The sequence below is a fragment of the Thermoflexus sp. genome (assembly GCF_040289485.1).
Classification (GTDB): Bacteria; Chloroflexota; Anaerolineae; order Thermoflexales; family Thermoflexaceae; genus Thermoflexus.
Map to the genome: position 1 here is coordinate 10,400 of NZ_PSLG01000017.1, position 22,974 is coordinate 33,373.

Consider the following 22,974-nt stretch of genomic DNA (forward strand, 5'->3'; position numbering starts at 1 on the left):
CCCAACGGCACCGTCCTCGCCCGCGAAATCGAGGCGAAGACGAAGAGCGATACTGGGGACCGAGACAAGTCCGATGATCCGTCCAGGGAGGAGGGGAAGAAATCCAAGTCCAAAGACGACCGACACAACGACGAACACAAGGATGGCGAGCATGAAGATTAATGAGGACTGATCCCACGGCCCCGGCCCGGAAGGGAGCGGGGGGCGCCCTTTGGGGGCCGGGGCCTCTCCCCGCTGGCCTCGAGTTGCCACGCGGCTGACCTTGTGCTAGGATACCTCCCGCTTTGCGCCTTTCCGCTCCCGCCCCGTGCGGGGGCAATCCCGTGGAAAGGAGGTCACGACCGTGTTGGTTCCGCCGGCACCACGCATTCGTCCCTATGAACTGATGGTCGTCCTGCAGCCGGAGCTCGCCCCGGAGCAGCAGGATCAGGTTGTCGAGCGGATCAAAGGGGTGATCGCTGCCCACGGCGGCCAGATCCAGGAAGTGGTCCCCTGGGGGCGCCGCCGGTTCTGCTACCCGATTCGCAAAAAGATGGAAGGCCTCTACGTCCTGATCCGGGCTGAGATGCCAGCCCAGGCGGCCGCCCCTCTGGAACGCACCCTGCGGATCACGGAGGAGGTCCTCCGCCACCTCCTGGTCCGCCTGGACGAGGATTAGCCAGCCAGCAGCCCAGGGATGGAGCGGCGATGCGCAGCCTGAACAAGGTGATGATCATCGGTCAGGTGGGACGGGATCCGGAGATGCGTTTCACGCCCAGCGGCCGTCCGGTGACGACGTTCCCGGTGGCCACCACGCGGGCCTGGACGACGAGCAACGGCGAGCGCCGGGAGGAGACCGAGTGGTTCAACGTGGTCGCCTGGGGCGGCCTGGCGGAAATCTGCAAGCAGCGCCTCCGGAAGGGGATGTATGTATATGTGGAGGGGCGCCTGCAGACGCGGGGCTGGGAGGATGAGAAAGGCCAGAAACACTACCGGACGGAACTGGTGGCCAACGAGATGATCCTCCTGGGGGAGGGAACGGCGGCCCCGGCTTTGGAGGAAGAGGAGGCCCCGGAGGAGTTCCCGTTCTGAACGCCAGTTCCGCCGATCGATCTCTGAATTAAGGAGGTTAACCTTGGCAGAAGAGATCCGGGAGACCCCCCAACCGGAAGCCATTGAGCGGGCGGTGGAAACACCGGCGGCCCCGGCCGCGCCAGCGGCGGCGCCGGCCAAGGCCCCCCCAACCCGTCGATACGCTCCGCCGCCCAAACTGTGCTATTTCTGCGTGGAGCGGGTCACGATCGATTATAAAAACGTGGACCTGCTGCGTCGCTTCGTGAACGATCGAGCCCGCATCAAGCCGCGTCGGCAGACAGGGACCTGCGCCAAGCACCAGCGGCGCCTCTCGGTGGCCATCAAGCGGGCCCGGCATTTGGGCCTCCTCCCCTTCACCGCGGAGCACGTCCGCAAATATGGGTGGGGCGGCGTCTGATTCGGGACGGAGGCGGGCGGCCCGGGGCGCTAGGCCGGAGGCCCCGAGCGGCTGCCACCTCCCCCGCGGCGCGGCCTGTCGGGCGCAAGAGCGAGGCGCGATGGCCCGCAAGCCCACCACGATCCATCGCAAAGCCCTCTCCCGGGCGGAACGGGAGGCCCGCCTTCAGCGCTCCCTGCTCCTGGGGACCGGGGGGATTGTCCTTTTGGCGCTCCTGATCGTGACCGGAGGCCTGGCCTACGAGCGGTTCGTCCTTCCGGAGCAGCCCGTGGCCACCGTGGACGGCCAGTCCCTGCGCACCCGCGATTTCCAGAAGCGGTTCCGGTTCGCCGAGGCCTCCCTCCGCCAGCAGGTCGCCCTCATGGAGCAGCAGATCGCTGCTCTGGACCCCAACGATCCCAACCAGGCCACTCTGGCGGCCATCTACCGGCAACAGATCAACCAGATCAACCTGCAACTGGAAGACCCCCTCGCCCTGGGGCAGGCGGTCCTCCAGCAGATGATCGACGAGCAGATCATCCGGCGGGAAGCCGAGCGGCGGGGGATCCGCATCGCCCCAGAGGAACTGGAGCGGGCCATCGAGCGCCGCTTCGGCTTCCTCCGGGAGACCCCCACGCCGGCCGGTTCCCCCACGCCCCCGCCAGCGACGGGGACCCCATTGCCTGCTTCCTTCCCCACGCCCACGCCCCTCTCGGAGGCCGCGTTCCGGGCCCTTTACGCCGCCCAGGTCCGGCGGTGGGCGGAACTGGGGATCACGGAGGCGGACTACCGGGCGATGGTGGAGGCAGACCTCCTGGAGCAGCGCCTTCGGGAGGCCTTCGCCCGGGAGGTGCCCACCCACGAAGAACAGGTCTACGTGCGGCTGATCACCGCCGAGACCCTGGAACGGGCCAACGATCTGCAGCGCCGGGTTCAGGCCGAGGGCTTCGATCCGGTCTTTGAGGCTGTGCGCGCCGGGCAGGTGGTCAGCGCGACCGCCCTGGATCTGGGCTGGACGCCCGTCGGTGGGTTGAGCTCCTTGTATGGAGCCGAGCTGGAGAAGATCGTGTTCGCCACCCCGGTCAGCGCCACGACCCCGGTGATCCCATCCCCCGTCGGCTATCACCTGGCCTTCGTGGCGGGCCGCGAGGATCGGGAGCTCTCGCCGTATTACCTGCAGGCCCGCCAGCAACAGGCCTTTGAGGAATGGCTACAGCGCCAGCGCAACGACCCGGAGCGGGTCCGCTACTTCGGCTGGCAGAACCGTCTCCCGCCCTCCGCGAGGCGGCGCGCCACCTTCCGCTGACCGCAAGAGGAACGGTCAGCGGCGCAGGAAGGGGATGTTCCGCCCGAGCATGAGAAGCAGGAGGGCCCCCAGCGCCCCGGGGAGGACGGCAGTGGTCCCGACGCGGCCGAAGCCGGGCATCCAAAGCCCCCCGATCCCATGACCCAGGGCGAACCCTGTCGTGCCCAACAGGAGATCCAGCGCCAGCCGACGGGCCCCGCCTCCTCCCAGGACGTGGGCGATCAGACCCAGCCCGCCTCCCAGCAGCAGGATGAGGGCCGGCGTCGTCCACATCACAAGGTGATCTCCAACAGGTCTTCCGCGATCCGCCGGAGCCGATCGGCCGGGAGCTCGGCCAGGCGCATGGCCAGGCGGAGATACGGCAGATGGGCCGGCGGCAGGACGAACGCCCGCACTTCCGGCGGAAGGGCTCGGAATTGCTCCAGTTGCCCCAGCAACGTCACGGCCTCGCCGATGGGGCTATCGGTGTCTAGGAACGCTGAGAGGGAGAGCCCTAGGAAAGTTGCCAGCCGCTCCAGATCGACGAGGGGGATCGGTCGCTCTCCGGCCTCGTAGGCCCGGATCCGCTGGGGGGAACAGCCCAGGAAAGCGGCCGCCTCGCGCACGGACTTGCCGGCCTGCTCCCGGGCCTGGCGGAGGAGCAGGCCGATGATCCGGTGGCGCAGGTGGAGCCATTCGGAGACCGCCGCGGGGGCATCGGCCTCCGACGCAGCCGGTCCGCCCCCGTCCGGCTCCAGCAGGGCCGAGAGAGGGACGTGGAAGAACCAGGCCAGGGCTTCCAGCTCCGGGAGGCTCGGATCCCAGCGGCCGGCCTCGTAGGCTCGATATCGAGCCGGTGGCACCCCCAGCAGCGCCGCGCAGGCCGGGACCGTCTTCCGGGCCTGCTCGCGAGCCCGGCGGAGGGCCAATCCCAGGATCTTGCGACGCAGGATCAGACGCTCTTGGGCTTCCATCCGGGCTCTCCCCAAGATAGATCCTAGGATCCTCCGTCCTTCCCCATCCCAGTTCGCGCTTTATTATACCTGCCCAGGGCCGTCGTTGTCCGGGGCCGCAGTATAATAGCGGCGTGTAAATTCCCCAGATCGGGTGGGCCGATGGCCGGGTCCGGATCGAAACCCATCCCGCGGGTCCAGGCTTTGGGGCCTGTCCGGGCCATAGGGGCCCTGGTGCGGACGATGCGCCCGCGCCAGTGGGTGAAGAACGTGTTCGTCTTCGCCCCCCTGGTGTTCGATGAGAAACTGCTGCAGCCCCTCCCCCTGGCACGGACCATCCTCGGCTTCCTGATCCTCTGTTTGCTCTCCGGCGCCGTCTATGTGTTCAACGACCTGCAGGACCTGGAGAAAGATCGACAGCATCCGCGCAAACGGCGCCGGCCGCTGCCGGCGGGGGAACTGGATCCCCGCGTCGCCTGGGGGGCGGCCTTTGTCCTCCCGGCGGCCCTGGCCTACCCGGCCTTCGCCCTGGATCCCTTCTTCGCCCTCATCGCCTACGTTTACTGGGGGCTGAACCTCGCCTACTCCCTCTGGCTGAAACACCGGGTGATCCTGGACGTGTTGACCCTGGCCAGCGGCTACGTGCTCCGGGTCGCCGCCGGCGTCCCCCTGGTCCGCGTGGAGCGCTTCTCCCCATGGCTTTATCTGTGCACCTTGCTCCTGGCCCTCTTCATCGGCTTCGCCAAGCGCCGCCAAGAGATCCTCCTCCTGGGGGAGAACGCCCGCAACCACCGGGCCATCCTGGAGGAATACACCGTCCGCTTCCTGGACGAGATGATGGGCGTGGTGATGGCGGCCACCATCGTGGCCTATTCCCTCTACACGTTCTCCGCCCCGAACCTTCCCTCCAACCATGCTATGATGTTGACCATCCCCTTCGTGCTGTATGGGGTCTTCCGGTATCTTTATCTCATCCACGTGCGGGGGGAGACAGCGCCACCGGACGAACTGGTGCTGCGGGATCGCCCGTTGCTCCTCACCGTGATCCTGTGGGGGATGGCGGCCATCGCCATCCTCTATCTCTTCTAAGGCTCCTGGTCTTCTCATCGCAGACACCCGACATGGAGAAAGTGTCGATGATCGGAATACGCGTGCTGCTGATCGCCGCCCCTCTGGCTCTGCTGGCCGCCGGGATGGGCGCCCCCCCGGTGCTCACCGTGGCCCTCAGCGCCCTGGCCCTCATCCCCCTGGCGGCGCTGATCGGCGAGGCCACCGAGGACCTGGCCGAGCGGACCGGCCCGGTGGTCGGGGGGCTGCTCAACGCCACCCTGGGCAACGCCGCCGAACTGATCATCGCCCTGGCCGGCATCCGCGCCGAGCTGCTGGACCTGGTCAAGGCCTCCATCACCGGCTCCATCCTGGGAAACCTCCTCCTGGTGCTGGGGCTGAGCCTGCTGGTGGGGGGATGGCGCCACGGGCTGCAGCGCTTCTCCCGGCAGCGGGCGGGGATGCTGACCACCATGACCGTCCTCTCGTTCATCGCCCTGGGGATCCCCTCCCTGTTCAGCCACACCATCGCCGAGGACCATCCGGAGGCGGTGGAGACGATGAGCCTGGGGGTGGCCGGGCTCATGTTGGCCCTCTACGGGCTGGGCATGCTGTACACCTTCCGCGCCCCGGAGCCCCTGGCTGCCCCAGCCCCTGCAGCCCACGGCCATCACCGCCCACCGCTCCAGGCCCTGGGGCTGCTGCTGGCCGCCACCCTCGGCGTGGTGGTCATGAGCGAGCTGCTGGTGCATGCCCTGGAGCCGGCCCTGCACGCCCTGGGGCTGACGGAGTTCTTCGTGGGGATCATCCTGATCCCCCTGGTGGGCAACGTGGCGGAGCACCTGGTGGCCGTCCACATGGCGGCGGAGAACCGGCTGGACCTCTCCCTCGAGATCGCCGTGGGGTCCAGCATGCAGATCGCCCTGCTGGTGGCGCCCGTCCTGGTTTTCGCCAGCCTGGCCCTGGGCCGGCCTATGGATCTGGTCTTCCATCCGCTGGAACTGATGGCCTTGATGATGGCGGGGGCCATCGCCGCCTTCATTGCCCTGGACGGGGAGACGAACTGGCTGGAGGGCGCCCAGTTGCTGGCGGTCTACGGGATGCTGGGGATCGCCTTTTTCTTCGTGTGAAGCTGGGGATCAGGCCGTGGCCTCGGCCATCTCATACTCCCCCTCGATGGGAGCAGCCCCCGGCGCTGTGGGCTCGATGCGATATCGATAGCGGATGCGCGCCGTCTTCCGGAGCATGGCGCTGACGGAACAGTACTTGGTCGCGGACAGCTCGATGGCCCGCACCACGGCTTGGGGATCCACGCTCCCCTTTACAACGTAGAGCACGTCGATCTCGGTGTAGACCCTCGGATGCTCAGCGGCCCGTTCCCCGCGGACCTCCATGGCGAACCCTTCGAGGGGCTGGCGCTTCTTGCGCAGGATGGAGAGCACGTCCATGGCGGTGCAGCCCGCCAGGGCGACCAGCACCAGCTCCATGGGCCGCGGCCCTTGATCCGTCCCGCCCACGTCGGGGGCGGCGTCCATGATCACCGCGTGCCCGCTGGGAGTGAGGGCCTCCATCTTCATCCCATGGACATCCAAGAGGCTCAGACGGATTTCGGTGGCCATGCGGGCCTCCGGAAAGGGTGAGGGTGAAGGAGGGGCTCCGCCCCTCCGCGAACGCCCGCCTTATCAGGTGCATGCCCCATGGGCCCCCGCGCGGAAGCCGCACACAGGACAATACACATTGAAGTATCCGTCGTATTCCAGACGGGCGAACTCGCAGTTCGGGCACAGATCCCCAACCCGGTAGGTCTCCACCGCGCGCTCCGCCTCCGCGGGCGGGGTCAACGCGAAGGAAAGCGGCGCTGGCGGCTTCGAAGGGCGCCGGCGCCGGGGGGAGCGCTTCCCGGCCTGGCCTCCCTGCCACCAGTAGGCGCTCATGGGAGCCGCTCCAAAGCGGCCAGGAGGGTTTGCAAGGCCCGGGCGGCTTGACCGGGCTCCTCCGCGGCACAGGCCTGGAGGTAGGCGCGGGAGGCGAACCGGAAGGCCTGGCGGGCCGCGGCCTGGAGGGCGGCCAGTTGCTCCAGCACCTCCCGGCAGTCCCGCCCTTCCCGGACCATCCGCGCAATGCCCCGGGCCTGCCCCTCGATCCGCCGGAGGCGCAGGATCAACCGCCGTTCCGCCTCTGGAGGCAACGCCACCACGGCCCCTGTCCTCGGGATGGGCTCGCCCGGAACGCAGGGCGCCCGGCCCTGCCCTCATCGGATCCCTCAGGGGATCGGCCCGCAGGCCAGGGCACGGCGGGAGATGCTCTCCCGGCCCAAGGTGGCGAAGGCCGTCAGGCGCTTCTCGGCCGCCCGCTGCCCGCAGCGCGGGCACGCGATCTCCTCGTCCGGCGTCGAAAACCGGACCAGCTCCTCGAACTCGGCACCACAGGCCCGGCAACGATAGGCATACAGCGGCATCCCCCTTCCACCTCCGAGGTCGACGCTGGATACCCCCTCCCCGTATTTCAGGATAACCGGCGATCTCCCGTCTGTCAAGGCGTCAGGCCGGGGTTCGGCTATCGGCTGGAGGCCGAAGGCGCGGCCGTATAATGGATACAGGATCTATTCTATCCCCCAGGGAGGTGGGCATGCCGCTGGCCAGCGAGCTCCGCCCGGGGATGACCATCGCCCTGGAGGGCACCCTCTACCGCGTGGTCGAGGCTGTCCATCACGCCGGGACCGCGCAGCAGAAAGGGGTCGTCCACGCGCGGCTGCGCAACCTCCGCACCGGCGTGGTGGCCGACCGGCGCTTCCGGCCGGAGGAACGGCTGGAGGAGGTGGCCCTCGAGCGCCGCACCATGGAATATCTCTACAACGACGGCGAGATGTTCTACTTCATGGATCCGGACACTTATGACCAGGTCCCCATCCCTGCCGCCATGATCGGGGACCTGGAGATCTTCCTCCAGCCCAACCAGCGGATCCCCGTGGAGTTCCACGAGGGGCGCCCGGTGGCCGTGGTCTTCCCTGAAACCGTGGATCTGCGGGTGGTCCAGACCTCCCAGCCCATCCGCGAACGCGAGAGCCACGTCTACAAGCCGGCGATCCTGGAGAACGGCCTGGAAGTGTTGGTCCCCCAGTTCATCGCTGAGGGGGATATCGTGCGCATCAACGTATACACCCGCTCCTACGTCGACCGGGTGGGGAAGCGGGGCGGATAGCGACGCCCCTCACGCCAACCCCAGCCGCTCCAGCCCTTCCTCGTCCAGGCCGAAATAATGGCCCAGCTCGTGGAGCAGGGTGCGCCGGATCTCCTGGCGCAGCCGGAGGGGGTCGTCGCCGAAATCCGCTTCGAGGGGGCGGCGGAACAGGAGGATGCGGGCCGGCCAGGCCAGCCCGGCGGCGGCGCGCTCGGGGAGCGAAGCGCCCTCGAACATCCCATACAGGTGCTCGTCGGGGGGCAGCCCGTAGGCCTCCCGCTGGGCAGGGGAGGGCTCCTCCTCCAACAGGACGGCCACGTTCTCCACCGCGGCCCGCAGCTCAGGGGGCAGCTCCCCCAGGATCTCCGCCCATACCCGTTCCACCAGTTCCGGCGTGATCCGCAACCGCCGCCGGCGCATGGGAGGCCTCCTCTTCCGCCGAAGGAACCTGCACAAACACCCGCTCGGCCAGCCGCCGCCGGATGCGGTGCTCCTGATCACCCACCCGGATCCGCAGCATGGCCCCGGGCAGGACTTCCTGGACGGTCACCCGGGCGCCCGGCCGCAGGCCGGCCCGGGCTGCCTGGCGCAGCGTGGCCACCTCATCGGTCACCCGCAGGACCGAACAGGCCACCCCAATGGGCGCCTCGCTCAGGCGACAGGCGGCCGAGGCGGGCAGGTCGCCGGCCCGGGTCGGGATCGGGTCGCCGTGGGGGTCGAAGGCCGGATGGCCCAGCATGGCCGCGATGCGCTCCTCCAGGGCCTCGCTGATGGCGTGCTCCAGGCGGTCGGCCTCCGCGTGCACCTCATCCCAGGCATACCCCAGGGCCTCCATCAGGAAGAGCTCCAGCAGCCGGTGATGCCGGATGACCTCCAGGGCGATGCGGCGGCCTGCCCGCGTGAGGGCCACGCCTCGGTAAGGGGTGTAATGCACCAGCCGCAGGCGGGCCAGTTTCTTGAGCATCCCGGTCACCGAGGGCGGGGCCACCTGAAGATACTCCGCCAGCCGGGTGGTGGTCACCTCCCCCTCCCGCTCGGCCAGGATGTAAATCGCCCGCAAGTAGTCCTCCATGGAAGCGCTCAGGCGCGGCATCGCGGTCCGCCTTTCCTCAACGAGACGACGGGTTCCCCGGGAGCGATCCTTCCCCACCCATATTATCCCCGGGCGGGCCCTCCTTCACCTCCAGCGCCCGCACACCCACGGCCAGGCGGCGCAGGTCCCCATGAGGGGGAACGGCCGCGTAGGCGAACCGGAAGACGAATTCGTTCATCCGACGCACCCACGCCCCGGGGATCGCCCACCAGATCTCGTGCTCCCCGCAATCCGGGAAGGCCCCTTCCCCCAGCGGCCGGCCGTTAAAGACCACGGCGATCCGCTGGACCTGCCCGGGGACACAGAAAGGGAAAGCCCGAAGCCGCAGGCGCGCCGGACGCCCCGCCTCCCTCGCCGGCCACAGCGCCCGCGCCGTCCACCCTACGGCCCAGACCCCCCAGCCCTCCGGGCCCGACCAGCCGTCCAGCAGCCACAGGTTCGTGAAGTCCGGCTCCCCGCGGTCAGGGATGCGGAACACGCAGATCGGATAGTCCCAGGGGGAGGGCATGGGCGGCGGATCGAAACACCGCTCCAGCGGGAAGGGCCAATTCCACTTCCTCCAGTCCGCGGGCGGGTTGTGGACGACGAGGAAGCGGAAGCCGTAGCGCCCCAGCCCATCCGGGCGATGTCGGAACAGCATCCCCCGTCCCCGCTGCAAGGCCTCCAGCCACCGCGGGTGGAGGGGCGTGAACCCGGCGAGGGTGGGTCGCTGGTGATACTCGGTGGCCATCACAACCACCCGCGAGAGATGCAGGCCCGGGGTGTGGTCGGCGAAGGCATCCACGACGGCGCCAGGCTCGGGGTGGTCCCGCAACCACTCGAAGGCGGGATGGACAGCGTAGGGCCACGGGAGCATGGGCAGGGGAGCCATCGCCGCCTCGAGCAGCCAGAGGGCGAACAGGGCCCGGCGGATACCAGGGCCGGCCCCGCGGGTCCAGGCCTCAGCCCCGGCCACCAGGAGGCCCAGTGCTGTCAGCGCGATGAACCGCCAGACCGTCCCCGCTGCCTCCCAGAAGGGAAGGACTGCCCAGAGCAACAGCGCGGGCGTCAGCGCCATGCCGTTCCAGTCCGGGGGAAGGGTTGGTGTGGGGAAGAGATCGGGCTTGCGCACATGGCCGATGCGCCACATCGCCTCATAAATCGCCGCCAGGGCAGGCGGCCAGGGGAAGCGGATGGGCTCCGCGCCCTTCACCGCCAGGCCGGTGGCCAGCAAAGCCCCTCCCACCGCGATCGACAACAGGCGACGGCTCCGAAGCCGGCGGCGGCCGGCGGCAGCGAGGGCCACACCGGCGAGGCTGCTGACGGTGGGGATCGCTCCCAGCGAGAAGATCGGCCGCCCCGGGGACGATCCCTCTCCCCACCGCCCGAGATGGTTCGGGTTCCAGACCCAGGCGTCCCCCCACGGATAGCCGTTGCCCAGAGCGGTCTCCAGGGTCTGCCCCAACAGTCCATCCTGACGCACGGCGTCGAGGAAGAGGGCCATCCACGGGCCGCCGAGGAGCAGGGCGATCCCCACCACGGACCCCAGGAAAGCCCGGAGTCGGCGGCGGCGCCACGCCCCCCAACCGTAAGCCAGGGCCATCACCCCACCGAGGGGAAGGAGATACGGCGAGCCGGCGATCCCCAGCCCCCAGATCCCGCCCGCCAGGGCGAGCCGGCCGGCCTTCCAGCCGGAGCGTCGGGCCCGCTCCAGCGCGTAGGCCATCCAGGGCAACGCCGCACATCCCCAGGCCACGGCCAGGTAATCCCCGTAGACCCGCATGGCTGCCCACGTGCCGTTGAACAGCGCGTAGGTCACGCCGGCGGCGGTCGCCGCCCAGCGATCCCGGGTGAAGCGCCCGGCCAGCCGGAACATCCCCCCGAAGGCCAAGGTCAGCGTGGTCCATCCCATGAGGTGGTAAGCAAAAGCGTCCCCGCCCAGCAGGGCCCAGGGGAGCATCAGACCGATGAGGAACGGCCCGTGATGCTGCTTGGCCACGTGCCAGCCTGCGGGGGCGAAGGCCAGCGGATGGAAGAGAGGGGAGACGTGAAGGTGGAAGAGGGCCCGGCGATACCAGGCCAGCGCCCACATCACCTCCAGCGTATCCTCGCCGGCGGGCACCGCCCGGAAGAAGGCGGCGGGCGGCCAGGCCAGCGCCAGCCAGATCCACCAGATCCCCAGCGGGAAAAGCCGGACAAGGCCCCCCGCCCCGGGTCCGGAACGGGCGCGCGTTCCGTGCCCCATCGCCGGGTGCCTCCGGTGCATCCCTCAACACGCGCGGGGGGATCCCCTCCTGGGGATCCCCCCGCGAAGCCCCCAGCGGGACTCGAACCCGCGACCTTTGGCTCCGGAGGCCAACGCTCTATCCAGCCTGAGCTATGGGGGCATCCATAGGAAAATTTAGCGCAATCCCGCCCTGCTGTCAACGTCTACGCCGCCGCCTGAGGAGAGCCCGCCGATCCATCCCTGCCTTGCCGGGGGATCCGAAGGGCGGTATAATCTCAATGAAAGCGGGGCGTGGCGCAGCCAGGTGAGCGCGCGTGGATCGGGACCACGAGGTCGGCGGTTCAAATCCGCCCGCCCCGACCCCCCGGGGAGCAGCCGCGCTGCTCCCCGGTTTTGCTTTTCGGCCTCACCGCGACCGGCGGCCCCGTTCCAGCGCCCGCAAGGCCAGCCATGCGCCCATCGCCACCCCGAGGGCGAGAAACGGCCAGGGGCTCTCCCAGAGACGCAACCCCCCGGGCGAGGGAGCGACCGGGGCGGGCGCCCCCACCGCAGGGATGAACACCCGGTGCGGCGAGGACGGCGGTGTCGGGGTGGGCAACGGGGAGGCGGCCAGGGCCGCCGAGAGCCCGAGGACGATCCCCAGCACCGCGCCGACCAGGGACGCCCGCCGAAGGACACGCATCGGATCCGCCTCCTGTTCCGTGGCGTATCAAAGATCTTGCCGGTGAAGTCAATGACCCGTCTCTTCCCGGCTTCATCGACCCGTGGCCTGTAGCCACCGGTAGGGGCGCAGCGCGCTGCGCTCCTGCTCCTCAGGCGTCCCTCACCAGATGAACCGGGGGAGGCGCTCGATGTCCTCCCGGCGGACCCGCAGGCGGATCCCCTCCCCGTCCACCTCCTCCACATAGGAGATGGGGATGCTGATCTCCTGATAGAGGACCACCGGCTCGCGCCAGACCAGATGGGTAGGCTCTCCGGAGACCGGATCCACCAACACCTCCACCACCGGGCCCAGGACGCCATCCGGGCAGATCAGCGGCTTGCCGGTCAGGTCCTGCGGGGGCAGCGTCATCGGCGATCCTCCTGGAACAGGCATGGGCGACGCCGGATCCCGCCCGCCATCCTCCCAGGGGCGGGCCATCGCCATGGTAACATCCCCTGCCAGCCCCGTTCGTGGAGGTTCGGTGAAAGCCCCGTGGGGCTTCGGTGAACCCCCTCTCCACCCAAACCCGTAGATCTGGGACTTTCCGTGCGGACGGACGCCATATCTAGGGATATCCGTGGCCCACGCGTTCCACGGCCTGCCTTGTTCAATAGCCCCGCTTTTTATCCACCAAATTGAACAAGGGCTCCCCTTTCAGGTAGCGCTCTAAGTTTGCTTCGAAGAGGGCGGCGGCCCGAGCGTCGTAGTGGGGGGTGAATCCGGACACGTGGGGGCTGATCAGCACGTTGGGGAGGTGCCAGAGGGGATGTTCGGGCGGCAAGGGCTCCTGGTCGAACACGTCAAGGGCCGCGCCGGCGATCCATCCCTCCCGGAGGGCCCGGATCAATGCGGACTCCACGCAGATCGGGCCGCGGGCGATGTTCACCAGGAAGGCGGAGGGCTTCATCGCCCGGAAGGCGGCCTCGTCGAACATCCCTCGCGTCTCCGGGGTGAGGGGGACGGCGATGACCACCACATCGCTTTCGGCCAGCAGCGCGTGAAGCTGGTCCGGCGGGTAGTAGCGATCCGGCAGGACCCCCTCGGGATCCCCTGTCCCGGGGAACACAAAGCCCAAGTCCCGGTGGTCCTGGGGATCGCCCCGCCCGCGGTGCATCGCCAGCACACGCATCCCGAACGCCTTGGCCAGCCGGGCGATCTGCCGTCCGATGCTGCCGTAGCCGACGATGCCCATGCGCTTCCCCCACAGCTCTTCGGGGACGAACAGGGACCACCGCTCCCGATCCGGCGGCCACTGGGCCCGGGCTTGCCACTCCAGCATGCGGGGGACCCGATGGAACCAGGCCAGCACCATGGCGAACACATACTCGGCCATGTTGATGGCGTGGACGCCGCTGGCGGTCGTGAACCACACGTCCCGCTGGAAGAGCGGGTGTTCCAGCAAGTGATCCGCTCCCGCCGAGTGCAGCTGCACCCAGCGCAGGCGCGGGACCCACTCCGGCGGCGGCAGGGTGTTGAACGTATACAGGATCTCCACCTCCCGCCAGATCTCCAGGGAGATCTTCTCCAGATGGCGGGTGGGGTGGACCTCGAACTGCAACATCGGCCAGCGGGCCTGCCATCGGGCCACCCACTCCGAGTCGAACCGGACGGTGATCAGAACGCGCCGCGCGATCCCTGGGGCCATCGGCTTCCCCCCGGTCACGATCCACGTTGGGATATTTTACTCCCTGGAAAATCATGAAGCCAATATCGCCGTCGTCGTAGGGCCTGGGGATTGTGGAAAAACCCCGGCCCCTCTCCAGGCCCAAGGGCCATCCCTGGGGGGTCAACCCTCGCCCCGCCGACCACTAGGGGACCTTCCGGGCCAAAGCCCCAGCCTCTTCCGCGCCCCGGGCTGTGGAAAACTCGATAAAAAGGGGTGTGTGGAAAACCACCGGGAACTGTGGAAAAGTCCTCTTGTCCCCAGATCTGGGGGTTGGTCGAGGGAAGGGGCTGGAAAGGGAGCCGAAAATGTGGAAATCCAACCCTTGCTGTGGAGAAGTTATCCCCAATCGGACCTTCTTTTCCACAGGTTGCGCGCGGGTTTTCCACAACCGGCGGTGGAGAGCGCCTCCGGAGGGAGGCCGAGATCCGGAGGGATGATGGATGATCGTCCCCAGATCTGGGGGCGGGGGGTCTGGTTTTCCACAGGTGGGTGGAAATCGAGGAGGGCCCCCTGAGCTGCAGGGGGCCCTTCGGTTCAGGCGACGGGCAGGGTGGGGATGGAGGCCAGGGCGCGGGCCACCTCCTCGGCAGGGTATTCGTAATCGGCCAGTTCGCCGCGCAGATACTGGTCGTAGGCGCCCAGGTCGAAGTGGCCATGGCCGCTGAGGTTGAACAGGATCACGCGGGGGATCCCCTCGGCCTTCGCCCGGAGGGCCTCGTCGATGACGGCGCGGATGGCGTGGGCGGATTCGGGGGCGGGGACGATCCCCTCGGCGCGGGCGAAGAGGACGGCGGCCTCGAACACCTTCGTCTGGGGGTAGGCGACGGCCTCGATGTGGCCGGCGCCGTAGAGGGCGCACAGGATGGGGGCCATGCCGTGGTAGCGGAGGCCCCCGGCGTGGATGGGCGCCGGGGTGAAGGTGTGGCCGAGGGTATACATCTTCAGGAGGGGCGTGGTGCGCACCGTGTCCCCGTAGTCATAGGCGTAAACGCCCTTGGTGAGGCTGGGGGCGGCCGTGGGCTCCACGGCGAGGAAGCGGACGGGCCGCTTCTCCACCAGCCGGTCCCGCATGAAGGGCAAGGCCAGCCCGGCGAAGTTGCTCCCCCCACCCACGCAGCCGACGATGAGATCGGGGTATTCCCCAGCCATCTCCATCTGTTTCTTCGCCTCCAGGCCGATGACGGTCTGGTGGAGCAGCACGTGGTTCAGCACGCTACCCAGGCTGTATTTCAGGCGCCCCCCACTGGTGGCCGCCGCCTCCACGGCCTCGCTGATGGCGATGCCCAGGGAGCCGGGGGAGTCGGGGTTCTCGGCCAGCACCCGGCGGCCCGCCTCGGTGTGGGGGCTGGGGCTGGGGATCACCCGTGCCCCGAAGGTCTCCATGAGGACCCGCCGGTAGGGCTTCTGCTGATAACTGACCTTGACCATGAAAACGGTGCACTCCAGATCGAAGAAGCGGCAGGCCATGGCCAGGGCGCTCCCCCACTGCCCGGCGCCGGTCTCGGTGGTCAGCCCCTGGACCCCCTCTTGCTGGTTGTAGAAGGCCTGAGCCAGGGCGGTGTTGAGTTTGTGGCTCCCGGCGGGGCTGACGCCTTCGTATTTATAGTAGATGTGGGCGGGGGTGTCGAGCATCCGTTCCAGGCGCCGGGCCCGGATGAGGGGAGTGGGTCGATACAGACGGTAGATCTCTCGCACCGGCTCCGGGATCTCGATCTCCCGCTCCCGGCTGACCTCCTGCTGGATGAGGGCCATCGGGAAGAGGGGAGCCAGATCCTCCGGGCCGATGGGCCGGCCGGTGGCCGGATGCAGCACCGGCGGCAACGAGAAGGGCAGGTCGGCCAGGAGGTTGTAATAGGCCTTCGGGATCTCCTCCTCCGGCAACAGGAAACGTGTCCGCTCCGCCATGGCGACCTCCTCGAACAGGGGATGCGGGCGGGGCCCCTGCCAAGGCCCCCCGCCCGCTCGTTCACCGAAGGGACGCTTTCAGCTCCGCCAGCCGCCGGGCCGTCAGGCCCATGGCCTCCCGGGCCTCGGCCAGGGTGGCCTGGGAGATCGGCCGCACCTTCGCCGCCCCGGCGGCCAGGATCTCGTCGACCAGGTGGGGGCGGGCGGCGTAGTAGGCCCGCCGCTCGCGGATGGGAGCCAGGAAGCGCTCCAGGGCGGCGATCAGGCGGCGCTTCACCTCCACGTCGCCCACCTTCCCCTGGCGGTAGCGGGCCTTGAGTTCCTCCACCTCCGCCCGGTCGTCGTTGAAGACCTCGTGGTAACGGAAGACCACGTTGTGGGGCGCGTCGGGGTCCGCCGGGATGTCCGGCCGGACGCGGATCGGGTCGGTGAACATCTGCATGACCTTGCGGGCCACCTCCTCCGGCGGGTCGCTGAGGAAGATGGCGTTGCCCAGGGATTTGCTCATCTTGGCCCGGCCGTCGATCCCGGGCAGGGTGGGCACGTCGCCGATGAGGGCCTCGGGCTCCGGGAAGACCTCCCGTCCGTAAAGGGCGTTGAAGCGCCGCGCGATCTCCCGGCACAGTTCGATGTGGGACTCCTGGTCCTTCCCCACCGGGACGATCTCGGCCTTCACGTGGAGGATATCGGCCGCCTGGAGGATGGGGTAGAGCATCAGCCCCAGCGACGGGTTCTCGATCTTCTGATCCCGGATCATGTCCTTAAGGGTCGGGATGCGCTCGACCCGCGGCAGGGTGACCAGCATGGCGAACAGCAAGGTCAGTTCGCAGACCTCAGGGACGTCGGACTGCAGGTAGATGGTGGTCTTCTCGGGGTCGATGCCCACCGCCAGGTAATCCAGGACGATCTCTCGGATGTATTCGCGGGAGGCCAGGATGTCCGCCTTCTCCGGCTTGGTGGTCAGGGCGTGGTAGTCGGCGATGAGCAGGAAGACCTCGTATTCGTCCTGCAGCCGCACCCGGTTGGCCAAGGTGCCCACGTAGTGGCCCAGGTGCAGGGGCCCCGTGGGCCGATCTCCGGTCAACACCCGTTTTTTGGTCCCCATGGCGCTCCTCCCCTCGCTCCGGATCCGGAAACAACAGGGCCCGTCCCCAAAGGGACGGGCCCTGTTCGTGCCCGTGGTGCCACCCTTCTTGGGCACGACCCCCTGCGCGGGGGCCGGCCCCACTCCTTTGCGCGGGCGCCGCCGACGCCGTAGGTGTCGGCGAGGCCCTCAGCCGATAACGGTGGCGTCTCCGGCCGCGCCTACTGCGGAGGCGTCCTCCGGTTCGGGCGGCGGCTCCGGGGCCCATTCCGGATCCAGGATCCGCATCGGGCTTCCACCTTCCCCCGACTCTCTGGGCGGCGCTGGATCCGTACGCTTCCCCTTCTTCGCCGTTGGCAGGCTCGGTTTGATTTAGACTTTAACCGCCTCCGCCCTCTTTGTCAAGTCCGGGCGTCCCGGGGGCCCAGCCCATCCGGCGATACCATTCCCAGGCCTGGCGGATGGCCTCCTGGATGGGGACCTCGGGCCGGTAGCCGAGTTCGGCCTCGGCCTTGCGGCCGTCGCACCAGATGTGGTGCGCGCTCAGCCAGAGTTGATCCGGGCTCACGGGCAGCCGGAACCCCAGGGCGCCGGCCAGCCCGGCCAGGGCGGCCAGCGACCGGACGGCCCATGGGGGCAGCACCCAACGGGGGGCAGGCACTCCTACTACAGCGGCGATCCGGTCGGCCAGTTCCCGATAGGTGAGATTCTCGCCCCCCAGGATGTATCGTTCCCCCGGGCGCCCGCGCAGCAGGGCCAGCAGATGTCCCCGGGCCACGTCCTCCACGGCCACCACGTTCACCCCGCCCGGCGGGAGGGCCGGCACCCGCCTCCGGGCCATCTCCAGCAGCAAGCTCCCGGAGATCTGGTGGAGGTCGCGGGGTCCCAAGATGACCGCAGGGTTGACAATCACCACCTCCAGTCCCTGGGCGACGAAGGCCCGGGCCAGGGCTTCGGCCATGGCCTTGCTGTAGCCGTAAAGGAAGCGCCGCGGGGGCAGGTTGAACGGATGCTCCTCCGTCAGCAACGTGCCCGGGGCCGGGACCCCCAGGGCGGCCAGGGAACTGGTCAGCACCACCCGGTCCAGGCCCAGATCACGGGCCACGGCGAGGACGTTGCGGGTGCCTTCCACGTTGACCCGTAAGATCTCCGATCCGGGGGTCCGCCAGTAGGCCGAGACGGCGGCAGTGTGGAAGACCACCGCGCAGCCGGCCATCGCCCACCGCAGGCTCTCCGAGTCCAGCACGTCGCCGATGGCGTGCTCCACCGGCAGGTCCTCGACGGCCTTGAGGGAGGAGGTCGCCCGCCGCAAGATCCGCACCGTCCAGCCCTGGCGGAGCAAATAGGCCGCCAGGTTGGCGCCTAGGAACCCGGTCCCTCCGGTGATCAGCGCGCGCACGGGCGGCGGTGCCCTCTGGCGGGGATCAACCCAACCCTCCAGCCCCGGCCGGGGCGGCGGGCGGGCGGGCCCACGTCGTGTAAGCGGCGGTCCACGCCGTCTCCACAAAGGTCAACACCGGGGCCAGCAGGAGCCGGCTCAGGCCGCCCAGGCAGATCCCGAACACGAGCACCATCCCCAACCCGCGCAGGAGGGTGGACAGATCCACCCGCCGGGCCTCCCGGAAGAGGGGGACCAAGGTGCCGATGGCGAAGGGGGTAAAGAGCACGCTCATCGCGAAGCCCAGGACCAGGGTCAGGAGGCCCAGGATGGCAACGTCGACAACCAGCCAAAGGAGCAGGACCTCCCCGATGCGGCGTCGGGCGATCTGGAGGCCCTGGGTCAGGGCCTCCCGCCACGGTCGGTCCTCCAGGAGGGCGGCCCGCAAGGCGAGGCGGGACCACAGGTGGAGGGCCCAGGTGAGGAGCAGCAGGCAGCCCAGGAGGACGAGGCCTCCCAGGCAGGCGATCAGCACGCCCAGGGCGCGGCCGGCCTCCTGCCGGCTCAGAACAGCGAGGAGCCCTCCTCCGAGCACGACGGCGGCGAAAAGGATGGTTACCAGGAGGCTTGGCATCCCCAGCAGGAGGAGGATCCCCAAGATGCGGGGATAGCGGCGGGTCGTCTGCCAGGCGACCGCGCCCAGAGGCAGGGGGCGGTCGGCGAGGGCTTCGCCGGCGCCCAGGATCAGAGCGCCCTGCCCCCACACGGCCAGGAGGGCGATGAACAGGGAAAGGCCGAGGAGGGCCAGGAACCCGACCGCGAGGAAGAGGAGATGGCCGTGGATCCAGCGGAGGGTCTCGATGGGGAGGCGTGAATCCGCCTGGGGAGCGAGATCCACAAAGAAGCGATCCGGGAAGGAGGGGCCGGTCTCGCCCCCCAGGGCGGCGAGGAAACCGAACAGCCACAGCCGGCGATCCCGCACGGCTACCCGGAGGCTCCGGGCCAACACGCTGCCGAGGTCCATCGGCGCCTCCTGTCGGGGAGGGTTCTCCCGCGCCCGTTATTGTAGCCCATCCGGAGCGAGCAGCGCCCCTGTCTGGCTTCCCGTTGCCGCCGGGCCATGCGGTCGGTAAAATGGGGGTTGGACGGACCGGGCCGGTGGCGGAACAGGCAGACGCGGCAGACTTAAAATCTGCTGCCCCGGGAGGGGCGTGCGGGTTCGACTCCCGCCCGGCCCACACCCCACCCGCCGGGCCAGGGATCTCCGAGATGATGCAGGCCTTCACCCCCCACACCCGCGAGGTCTGGGAGACGATGCTCCGCTTCCTGGAGCGCCGCTCCACGATGACCCTGGCCACCGCCGATCCGGCGGGCCGCCCCCACGCGGCCTCCCTTTATTTTGTGCACGACGAGCGGCTCCGCCTGTATTTCCTCTCCTCGCCCGAGAGCCACCACGCTCGCCACCTGCAGGATCGCCCGGAGGTCGCCGTGACCATCCACGGCGAGCCGTGGGACTGGGGGACCATCCAGGGGGTTCAGATCGCTGGCACCGCCGGCCCCGTGGAGGACCCACAGGAGCGGGAGGAAGCCATGGCCCGCTATCGGGCCAAGTTCCCCTTTGTGGAGGCGCTCCCCCAGGCCCTCGCCCGCGCCCGCCTGTATCGCGTCCTCCCCCGCTGGGTCCGCTGGATCGACAACACCCGCGGCTTCGGTTATCGTGTGGAATGGCGGCTGGAGCCCGCGCCATGAGGGACTACCTCCGTGTCCTCCTGCGCTTCCTCAAGGCCAACCTGATGGCCGCCCTGGAATACCGGGCCGACTTCGTCGCCAACGCCGTGGTGGCCGTCGCCTCCGCCCTGTGGACCTTGGCTGCCCTCCAAGTGTTCTTCATGCACCGCCCGCGCCTGGGGGGCTGGCGCTACGAGGAGGCCCTCATCGTCGCCAGCCTCTTCATCGCCTTCGAGGGCGTGATGGCCGCCCTCTTCCGGCCCAACCTGGAGGACATCCCCGAGGCCATCCGCCAGGGGACACTGGATTTCGTCCTGCTGCGGCCCTTGGACAGCCAGTTCCTGGTCTCCTTCCAGCGCCTCCAGTTCTGGCACCTGACGGACATCCTGCTGGGCTTCGGGGTGGTGGCCTGGGCCCTCCTCCGGCTGGGCTGGCCACCCCCGGGCCGGCTGCTGCTCTTCGGGGCGATGCTGCTCTCGGGGCTGGTGATCTTTTATTCCTTGCTGATGATCCTGATCACCATGGCCTTCTGGTTCGTCGAGGTGGGCAACATCATGGAATTGATCTATACCTTCTTTGAGGCCGGCCGGTTCCCGGTGACGGCCTTTCCCTCCTGGATCCGCATCGTGCTCACCTTCATCGTCCCCATCGCCTTTATCACCACCGTGCCCGCCCAGGCGGTCCTGGGCGGGCTGCGGCCGGCCGGGGCCGCGGCCGGGGCGCTGATCGCCGCTTTCCTCTTCTTCCTCAGCCGTGCCTTCTGGCGCTACGCCCTGCGCCATTACACCAGCGCCGGCGGGTAGGCGCGGATCAGAGCACCTTCTTGTCCCCATCGATGAAGGGACGATCGACCCGGAAGGGGTTCTCCGCTTCGGACAGCCGGCCGGTCAGCAGCCGCACGAGATGCCGGGCGGCCTCCGGGGCGCTCTCGATGCCGTAGCCGTTGTCCCCGGTGTGTACGTAGAGGCCGTCCACAGAGGGACAGGCGCCGATCAGCGGCCGGCCGTCGGGTGTGCAGGTATACTGTCCGGCGGCGACGGAGACCCGGTTCCGGGTGAGGCGCGCCGCGATCTCCCGGAAGCAGGGGGTCAGGCGGGCCGCCCCTTCCAGGGCCCGGGCCGGGAAGTCGGGGTCGGCCGGGACCGGATCGCAGGGCTTGCCGGGCGGCTCCGGCAGCCCCCAGCCCAGGAAGGCCCCTCCGGCCTCCGGCCGCCAGTAGGCTCCGGTATCGTCGTCGGCTACCATCGGGGCGTCGGCTGGGATCGCTGGGTCGGCCACGAAGGCCCGCTGCCGTCGGAGGAGAAAGAGGGGGAGCGTCACGCCCGCGGTGGCCGCCAGCGCCTTGGAGAACGGTCCGGCGGCGATCACCACCCGTGACGTCGCGAGGAAGCCCCGCGAGGTCTCGACCCCCACCACCCGCCCGCCGGCGGTGCGAATGCGCCGGGCTTCGGTCTCCAAGAGGAAGCGGGCCCCGCTGGCCCGGGCGTAGCCGTAAACCACCTCGTGGGGCGAAAGCCATCCATCTCGAGCCCGGAAGGTCGCCGCCGTCACTGTCGGGGAAAGCCACGGGAAACGGCGCCGGGCTTCCTCCCCGCTCCACCACTCGGTGTCGACGATCCCCAACTGCCGCTGTCCCTCCACCCACTGCCGGAGCCGTTCGGGGCCCGCCGGATCCGCCGTGGCGAACAGCCAGCCCTGTTGGCGCAGCCCGATGGTGTATCCCGGGACCCCGATTTCCTCGGCGAAGCGCTCGTAGGTGGCGATACTGGGGACCATCAGCCGGGCGAAGTTGGGATCGTCCCACTGGGCGCGGAAGCACGCCACCGCCACCGCCGTGGTCAGCGCCCCCAGCCAGGGTTTCCGCTCCAGCACCACCGTCCGGAATCCCTCCCGGGCGGCGTAAAAGGCTGCGGCCGTCCCGGCGATCCCACCGCCGACGATGACCAGGTCCGCCGACCGCGGGAAATCTTCCACCGGGATCTCGATCCGCCCCATCGCCGAACCTCCCTTCGGGTCCTTCGGGCTCAGTATAGCAGGCACCGCCCGGCCGGGGGATCCGTTAAAATCGGGATTGAGCCTGTCGGAGGAAGGGGACGATGGGGATCGAGACCGGCGGATGGCTGACCTGGGCGGAGGTCGATCTGGACGCCATCGCCGCCAACGTGCGGGCGATGAAGCGGTGGGTGGGCGATCCGGTGGAAGTGATCGCCGTGGTGAAGGCGGATGCCTACGGCCACGGCGCCGCCCCCGTGGCCCGGGCGGCCCTGCAGGCCGGCGCGGCCCGCCTGGCTGTCCATCGTTTGGCGGAAGGCGTCGCCCTCCGCCAGGCGGGCATCGAGGCGCCCATCCTGATCCTGGCGCCCCTCCTCCCGGAGGAGGCGCCGGCGGTGCTGCGCTGGCAGTTGACCCCTACGGTGAGCCTCCCGGAGGCCGCCGAGGCGCTGGACGGCATCGCCCGCGCCGCCGGGCAGGTCGTGCCGGTCCACCTGGAAGTGGACACCGGGATGGGGCGGGCCGGGCTGCGGCCCGAGGAAGCGGTCCCCTTGGCGCGGGCCCTTCAAGGGATGGTGGGCCTGCGCCTGGAGGGGCTCTACACCCACTTCGCGACGGCCGACGAGCCGGACCCCTCCTTCGTGCGAGCGCAGTTGCGGCGCTTCGAGGAGGTGCTGGCGGCCCTGACAGCGGCGGGGATCCGCATCCCGCTGCGCCACGTCTGCAACAGCGCGGCCGCGATGCGCTTCCCCGAGGCCCATTTCGAGGCGGTGCGTCCTGGCCTGGCCCTTTATGGCATGCGGCCCTCTCTGGCTTGGGAGCCGCCCTTCCCCCTCCGCCCAGCCCTTTCCTGGAAGAGCCGGATCCTGCGGGTGTGGACCCTCCGGCCGGGGGAATCGGTGGGCTACGGGCGCACCTTCGTCGCCCCGCGGGAGATGCGGGCGGCCCTGGTGGCGGTGGGCTATGGGGACGGCTACCTCCGCTCCCTCTCCAACCGGGGTGCCGTTTTGATCCGCAGGCGACGGGCGCCGGTGCTGGGCCGGGTGAGCATGGATCAGATCGTGGTGGACGTCACCGGGATTCCCGGGGTGACGGTGGGGGAGGAGGTGGTGCTCATCGGGGCCCAAGGAGGCGCTGTCATCACCGCCGAGGAGGTGGCGGCCTGGGCGGGCACCATCAACTATGAGATCACCACCCGCATCTCCGCTCGTGTGCCCCGTCTCTACCGCGCCCAAGGCGAGGTGCGGGAGATGGCGCTCCCGGCGGAAGGGATGGGCGCGCCGGCCGGTTTCTGAGCCGAGGGG

The 22,974-nt window shown here is 69.3% G+C and carries 27 protein-coding genes and 3 tRNA genes; 12 read left to right on the forward strand and 18 right to left on the reverse strand.

The features are described 5' to 3' along the window. The first annotated feature begins 343 nt into the window (after positions 1-343). The 4 genes from rpsF to C4313_RS04650 all read left to right on the forward strand — a co-directional run bounded on the left by rpsF (position 344) and on the right by C4313_RS04650 (position 2,756). Complete coding sequence (gene rpsF, locus C4313_RS04635; RefSeq protein ID WP_352428703.1) at positions 344-658, forward strand: 30S ribosomal protein S6; 315 nt, start codon at positions 344-346, stop codon at positions 656-658. 29 nt (positions 659-687) lie between these two features. Beyond that, positions 688-1,071, forward strand: a complete 384-nt coding sequence (locus tag C4313_RS04640) for a single-stranded DNA-binding protein (protein ID WP_352428704.1) — start codon at positions 688-690, stop codon at positions 1,069-1,071. Between the two features lie 43 nt (positions 1,072-1,114). Further along, positions 1,115-1,471, forward strand: a complete 357-nt coding sequence (gene rpsR, locus C4313_RS04645; protein ID WP_352428705.1) for a 30S ribosomal protein S18 — start codon at positions 1,115-1,117, stop codon at positions 1,469-1,471. A gap of 100 nt (positions 1,472-1,571) precedes the next feature. Continuing rightward, positions 1,572-2,756 (forward strand): peptidylprolyl isomerase, encoded by a 1,185-nt coding sequence (locus tag C4313_RS04650; RefSeq protein ID WP_352428706.1) that lies wholly within the window; start codon positions 1,572-1,574, stop codon positions 2,754-2,756. Positions 2,757-2,771: 15 nt separating this feature from the next. Here the strand turns inward: C4313_RS04650 and C4313_RS04655 are convergent, their stop codons facing one another. Beyond that, positions 2,772-3,029, reverse strand: coding sequence for a hypothetical protein (locus C4313_RS04655; protein ID WP_352428707.1), 258 nt, complete (start codon positions 3,027-3,029; stop codon positions 2,772-2,774). Next, positions 3,029-3,709, reverse strand: coding sequence for a helix-turn-helix domain-containing protein (locus C4313_RS04660; RefSeq protein WP_352428708.1), 681 nt, complete (start codon positions 3,707-3,709; stop codon positions 3,029-3,031). Before C4313_RS04660 ends, C4313_RS04655 begins: the two co-directional genes overlap by 1 nt. 141 nt (positions 3,710-3,850) lie before the next feature. Between C4313_RS04660 and C4313_RS04665 the strand changes: the two genes are divergently transcribed. Together C4313_RS04665 and cax are read left to right on the forward strand one after the other, a co-directional pair. Further along, entirely contained in the window at positions 3,851-4,777 is a 927-nt protein-coding gene (locus C4313_RS04665) for a decaprenyl-phosphate phosphoribosyltransferase (protein ID WP_352428709.1), read from the forward strand. Between the two features lie 47 nt (positions 4,778-4,824). Continuing rightward, entirely contained in the window at positions 4,825-5,865 is a 1,041-nt protein-coding gene (cax, locus tag C4313_RS04670; RefSeq protein ID WP_352428710.1) for a calcium/proton exchanger, read from the forward strand. A gap of 9 nt (positions 5,866-5,874) precedes the next feature. On the opposite strand, the gene C4313_RS04675 is transcribed toward cax, so the two are convergent. The 4 genes from C4313_RS04675 to C4313_RS04690 form a co-directional block, all read right to left on the reverse strand. Continuing rightward, entirely contained in the window at positions 5,875-6,354 is a 480-nt protein-coding gene (locus C4313_RS04675; protein ID WP_352428711.1) for an OsmC family protein, read from the reverse strand. Positions 6,355-6,417: 63 nt separating this feature from the next. After that, a complete protein-coding gene (locus tag C4313_RS04680) occupies positions 6,418-6,669 on the reverse strand; it encodes a hypothetical protein (RefSeq protein WP_352428712.1) in 252 nt (83 codons plus the stop codon). After that, on the reverse strand, positions 6,666-6,932 hold the full coding sequence (locus tag C4313_RS04685) for a metal-sensing transcriptional repressor (RefSeq protein WP_352428713.1): 267 nt from the start codon (positions 6,930-6,932) through the stop codon (positions 6,666-6,668). The genes C4313_RS04680 and C4313_RS04685 overlap by 4 nt, the downstream gene beginning before the upstream one ends. A gap of 66 nt (positions 6,933-6,998) precedes the next feature. Continuing rightward, entirely contained in the window at positions 6,999-7,193 is a 195-nt protein-coding gene (locus C4313_RS04690; RefSeq protein WP_352428714.1) for an FmdB family zinc ribbon protein, read from the reverse strand. Between the two features lie 170 nt (positions 7,194-7,363). On the opposite strand from C4313_RS04690, the gene C4313_RS04695 reads away from it, so the two are divergent. Beyond that, positions 7,364-7,936, forward strand: a complete 573-nt coding sequence (locus C4313_RS04695; RefSeq protein ID WP_352428715.1) for an elongation factor P — start codon at positions 7,364-7,366, stop codon at positions 7,934-7,936. 9 nt (positions 7,937-7,945) lie between these two features. Here the strand turns inward: C4313_RS04695 and C4313_RS04700 are convergent, their stop codons facing one another. The 4 genes from C4313_RS04700 to C4313_RS04715 all read right to left on the reverse strand — a co-directional run bounded on the left by C4313_RS04700 (position 7,946) and on the right by C4313_RS04715 (position 11,374). Next, on the reverse strand, positions 7,946-8,335 hold the full coding sequence (locus C4313_RS04700) for a metallopeptidase family protein (RefSeq protein WP_352428716.1): 390 nt from the start codon (positions 8,333-8,335) through the stop codon (positions 7,946-7,948). Beyond that, the gene (locus C4313_RS04705) at positions 8,256-9,008 is read right to left on the reverse strand and encodes a metal-dependent transcriptional regulator (protein WP_352428717.1); all 753 of its coding nucleotides are present in this window, start codon (positions 9,006-9,008) and stop codon (positions 8,256-8,258) included. The genes C4313_RS04700 and C4313_RS04705 overlap by 80 nt, the downstream gene beginning before the upstream one ends. Before the next feature lie 16 nt (positions 9,009-9,024). Further along, positions 9,025-11,232: a glycosyltransferase family protein gene (locus C4313_RS04710; protein ID WP_352428718.1), complete on the reverse strand. Its 2,208-nt coding sequence runs from the start codon at positions 11,230-11,232 to the stop codon at positions 9,025-9,027. 67 nt (positions 11,233-11,299) lie between these two features. Then, positions 11,300-11,374: transfer RNA gene (locus C4313_RS04715), tRNA-Arg, on the reverse strand. A 125-nt stretch (positions 11,375-11,499) separates the two neighbouring features. Between C4313_RS04715 and C4313_RS04720 the strand changes: the two genes are divergently transcribed. Next, positions 11,500-11,574: transfer RNA gene (locus tag C4313_RS04720), tRNA-Pro, on the forward strand. Positions 11,575-11,620: 46 nt separating this feature from the next. On the opposite strand, the gene C4313_RS04725 is transcribed toward C4313_RS04720, so the two are convergent. From C4313_RS04725 to C4313_RS04755, 7 genes are all read right to left on the reverse strand, one after another. Continuing rightward, positions 11,621-11,896, reverse strand: coding sequence for a hypothetical protein (locus tag C4313_RS04725; protein WP_352428719.1), 276 nt, complete (start codon positions 11,894-11,896; stop codon positions 11,621-11,623). A gap of 141 nt (positions 11,897-12,037) precedes the next feature. After that, entirely contained in the window at positions 12,038-12,286 is a 249-nt protein-coding gene (locus C4313_RS04730) for a hypothetical protein (protein ID WP_352428720.1), read from the reverse strand. Between the two features lie 238 nt (positions 12,287-12,524). Next, positions 12,525-13,562: a D-2-hydroxyacid dehydrogenase gene (locus C4313_RS04735; protein ID WP_352428721.1), complete on the reverse strand. Its 1,038-nt coding sequence runs from the start codon at positions 13,560-13,562 to the stop codon at positions 12,525-12,527. A gap of 555 nt (positions 13,563-14,117) precedes the next feature. Next, entirely contained in the window at positions 14,118-15,488 is a 1,371-nt protein-coding gene (locus C4313_RS04740) for a TrpB-like pyridoxal phosphate-dependent enzyme (protein WP_352428722.1), read from the reverse strand. A 61-nt stretch (positions 15,489-15,549) separates the two neighbouring features. Further along, entirely contained in the window at positions 15,550-16,593 is a 1,044-nt protein-coding gene (gene trpS / locus C4313_RS04745; RefSeq protein ID WP_352428723.1) for a tryptophan--tRNA ligase, read from the reverse strand. A 358-nt stretch (positions 16,594-16,951) separates the two neighbouring features. After that, positions 16,952-17,971: an NAD-dependent epimerase/dehydratase family protein gene (locus tag C4313_RS04750; protein WP_352428724.1), complete on the reverse strand. Its 1,020-nt coding sequence runs from the start codon at positions 17,969-17,971 to the stop codon at positions 16,952-16,954. Positions 17,972-17,996: 25 nt separating this feature from the next. After that, a complete protein-coding gene (locus tag C4313_RS04755) occupies positions 17,997-18,974 on the reverse strand; it encodes a hypothetical protein (protein WP_352428725.1) in 978 nt (325 codons plus the stop codon). Positions 18,975-19,102: 128 nt separating this feature from the next. Here C4313_RS04755 and C4313_RS04760 point away from each other — a divergent pair. The 3 genes from C4313_RS04760 (at position 19,103) to C4313_RS04770 (ending at position 20,481) form a co-directional block, all read left to right on the forward strand. Beyond that, positions 19,103-19,188, forward strand: a tRNA-Leu gene (locus C4313_RS04760). Positions 19,189-19,219: 31 nt separating this feature from the next. Beyond that, complete coding sequence (locus C4313_RS04765) at positions 19,220-19,699, forward strand: pyridoxamine 5'-phosphate oxidase family protein (protein ID WP_352428726.1); 480 nt, start codon at positions 19,220-19,222, stop codon at positions 19,697-19,699. Further along, positions 19,696-20,481: an ABC transporter permease gene (locus C4313_RS04770; RefSeq protein ID WP_352428727.1), complete on the forward strand. Its 786-nt coding sequence runs from the start codon at positions 19,696-19,698 to the stop codon at positions 20,479-20,481. Before C4313_RS04765 ends, C4313_RS04770 begins: the two co-directional genes overlap by 4 nt. A gap of 7 nt (positions 20,482-20,488) precedes the next feature. Here the strand turns inward: C4313_RS04770 and C4313_RS04775 are convergent, their stop codons facing one another. Then, a complete protein-coding gene (locus tag C4313_RS04775; protein ID WP_352428728.1) occupies positions 20,489-21,673 on the reverse strand; it encodes an NAD(P)/FAD-dependent oxidoreductase in 1,185 nt (394 codons plus the stop codon). 101 nt (positions 21,674-21,774) lie between these two features. On the opposite strand from C4313_RS04775, the gene alr reads away from it, so the two are divergent. Further along, positions 21,775-22,965 carry an alanine racemase gene (alr, locus tag C4313_RS04780; RefSeq protein ID WP_352428729.1) on the forward strand — a complete coding sequence of 397 codons (1,191 nt, stop codon included), beginning with the start codon at positions 21,775-21,777 and terminating at the stop codon, positions 22,963-22,965. The last annotated feature ends 9 nt before the right edge of the window (positions 22,966-22,974 follow it).